Annotated in this window: 1 pseudogene; it reads left to right on the forward strand. The window is 49.1% G+C overall.

The features are described from left to right. Nucleotides 1-901: pseudogene (locus tag D1841_RS17600) on the forward strand (helicase); the annotation flags it as partial.

Below are 901 nucleotides of genomic sequence, written 5' to 3' on the forward strand. Positions count from 1 at the left end.
CCTTTTCGCAGGACAGCTCGTTTTCGCTTCTCTCCGCATTGGAGATTCTTGATGAGGAACAGAACCTTGAGCGCAAGGCGGACATCTTCACTAAGCGCACGATAAAGCCCCATGTGCCGGTCACTTCGGTGGATACGGCGAGTGAAGCACTTGCGGTGTCGCTGGGCGAAAAGGCTCGGATTGACATGGATTATATGAGTTCCCTCTGTGGTAAGACTGAAAAAGAAGTCTATGAGGACTTGAAGGGCGTTATCTTCCTGAACCCCATGTACGGTTATGGAACGGCAACTGAGCCGAAATATCTGATGGCGGACGAGTATCTATCCGGCAATGTCAGGGAAAAGCTGGCGTGGGCGAAACGCTCCGCAGAGGTCTATCCTGATGATTTTACAGTCAATGTCGAGGCGCTGGAAAGGGTGCAGCCGAAAGACCTGACCGCAAGTGAAATCTTTGTGCGTTTGGGTTCAACATGGGTGCCTCCTGAGATTATTCAGCAGTTCATCTATGAGTTTTTGGATACGCCCCGCTATGCTCAATGGAACATCAAGGTTCATTACTCGCAGTTTTCCAGCGAGTGGAACATTGAAGGGAAGAGCTATGACCGCAGCAATGTCAAAGCCTACAGCACTTACGGTACAAACCGTATCAACGCCTACAAGATAATCGAAGAAACCCTCAACCTGAAAGAAGTCCGAATCTTTGACTATGTTGAAGATGTGGATGGTAAGAAAAAGCCGGTTCTCAATGCCAAAGAGACCGCCATTGCACAGGCAAAACAGGAGCAGATCAAGCAGGGCTTTCAGGATTGGGTGTGGAAAGACCCACAAAGGCGAGAGCTTCTTTGCAAGATTTACAACGAGAAGTTCAACTCTACACGACCCAGAGAGTATGACGGTAGTCA

The organism is Neglectibacter sp. X4 (assembly GCF_009917365.1).
Lineage (GTDB): Bacteria > Bacillota > Clostridia > Oscillospirales > Acutalibacteraceae > Acutalibacter.